The following is a 2169-nucleotide window of genomic DNA, read 5'->3' as shown; positions in this document are numbered from 1 at the left end:
CAATGTGATTTATTCAGGAACGATGAGTGCTGCCGCGGAAGCCGGTATTGAAGGCATTACCGCCATTGGGTTTTCATTACTGGATTATTCCTGGGATGCTGATTTTAAATCGGCTTCAAAATACATTCGGAAAATTACTTTGGAAGCACTAAAAAACGGACTCCCTAAAGGGGTGGTATTAAACGTGAATATTCCTAAATTGAAAGAAAATGAGATAAAAGGCATCAAAGTTTGCCGGCAGGCCAACGCCCAATGGATAGAAACGTTTGACAAACGCACCAACCCACAAGGAAGAGATTATTACTGGCTCACCGGTGAGTTTGTCAATGAAGACCAGGGAGAAGACACTGATGAAGCTGCACTGGAAAATGGGTACATTTCGATTGTTCCGGTTCAATTTGACTTGACCGCTCATCACGCAATTAAAGACATCAACAACTGGGAAATTTAAACTGTTAAACAATTTATTACTGTGAAAAAAGAAATAATTATTGGCTTTTTGGTTGGAATCGCTGCAAATCTTGCCGGGATGTATTTGTATATTTTCTTCTTCCTGGATTATGATTTTGAAACCTCAATTCAAATAGCGAGGGAAAACGACAGCATTGGCAACCTCATTGCTTTAGGAGCCATTTTGAATTTGATAGTGTTCTTTTTATTCATTAAGAAAAGACAATTGTACCGGGCGCGGGGTGTATTACTGGCCACCATTTTAGCTGCGCTTGTTATTTTATATACAAAGTTTTGAATTTTGCAGGATAGAGATAAATTGAATAAGTAAAATTTAAATAACGAGATTTCCGCCTACGCGGAAATTATAGGTATGAAGTATTATATCATTGCCGGAGAGGCCTCAGGAGATTTACACGCTTCCAATTTGATGAAAGCACTCAAGTTGAAGGACCCCGCAGCCGACTTTCGGTTTTGGGGGGGCGAACTCATGGAAGCACAGGGTGGGGTATTAGTAAAACACTACCGCGAACTGGCATTTATGGGGTTTATTGAAGTAATTCTCAATCTGCGCACCATTTTAAAAAACATCAAACTCTGCAAGCAGGATATTGAAAGCTACCAACCCGATGCACTTATTTTTATCGACTATCCAGGTTTTAATATGCGCATTGCTAAATGGGCTAAACTCAAAGGCATTCCAACGCATTATTACATCTCTCCACAACTATGGGCCTGGAAGGAAAACCGCATCAAAGACATCAAACGCGATGTGGATGCAATGTATGTTATCCTGCCCTTTGAAAAGGATTTTTATGAACGCAAACACAACTTTCCGGTACACTTTGTGGGTCACCCCTTGATTGACGCCTTATCAAACAGACCCCTGATTAACCCTAAAGAATTCAGAAGAGATTTGGGATTGGATGCACGGCCCATCATAGCGCTTTTACCCGGTAGCCGGAAACAGGAAATCAAAGTGATGCTCAGTGTTATGCTCAGCGTAGTCATTGATTTTTCACAATATCAGTTTGTAATTGCCGGAGCGCCCAATCAAGATGAAGCCTTTTATCGCCGCTTTATCAAACAGGAAAATGTACATCTGTTGCTCAACAAAACCTATGATTTATTGAGTGTTTCCTTCGCAGCTCTGGTAACTTCCGGTACGGCAACTCTGGAAACTGCTTTATTTAAAGTACCTGAAGTAGTGTGCTATAAAGGAAGCCGGATTTCCTATGAAATAGCCAAACGGGTAATAAAACTCAAGTATATTTCGTTAGTAAACCTAATTCTCGACAGAGAAGCGGTTACAGAATTGATTCAAAACGAATTTAATACCAAGAGATTGTCACAGGAACTTAGCCGGATTTTAAATCACAAACACCGCGAACAGTTGTTTTCAGAATATTATGAACTTGAACAAAAGCTTGGCGGAAAAGGAGCCAGTGCCAAGACTGCTGAACTAATTATAGCACAATTAAAAAAGGATCCGGAATGAAGTCGGTTGGTTTTAGCCTATTTATAAGTATTCTTTTGATTTCCTGCGGGGCTTCACGTAAAAAGTACGATTCAAAAATCCCTTTAGATTCCGAAAGCAGGAGCATTCCAAAAGAAAGCGTTTCCAAACCTGCCAAAGTATCCAAAGAGGTAGTGCTTTACAATGAAGATACCCCCAGAGAAGAGTTACCTGCAGAAATGAAAATCAACAATATTGTTGAA

At 40.1% G+C, this 2169-nt stretch carries 4 protein-coding genes; all 4 read left to right on the top strand.

The features are described 5' to 3' along the window. Positions 1-451: 5'/3'-nucleotidase SurE (locus tag AACY61_RS12795; protein WP_339611971.1), on the top strand; the 451-nt coding region annotated here is incomplete at its 5' end. Positions 452-466: 15 nt separating this feature from the next. Beyond that, entirely contained in the window at positions 467-748 is a 282-nt protein-coding gene (locus AACY61_RS12790; protein WP_339611972.1) for a hypothetical protein, read from the top strand. A 75-nt stretch (positions 749-823) separates the two neighbouring features. Continuing rightward, positions 824-1948, top strand: coding sequence for a lipid-A-disaccharide synthase (gene lpxB / locus AACY61_RS12785; RefSeq protein ID WP_339611970.1), 1125 nt, complete (start codon positions 824-826; stop codon positions 1946-1948). Further along, positions 1945-2169, top strand: a 225-nt coding sequence (locus AACY61_RS12780) for a hypothetical protein (RefSeq protein WP_339611969.1), incomplete at its 3' end; no start/stop codon positions are given. The genes lpxB and AACY61_RS12780, both read left to right, overlap by 4 nt.

The organism is uncultured Planktosalinus sp., from assembly GCF_963973675.1.
Lineage (GTDB): Bacteria > Bacteroidota > Bacteroidia > Flavobacteriales > Flavobacteriaceae > Planktosalinus.
This window is presented reverse-complemented; position numbering and strand designations above follow the sequence as displayed.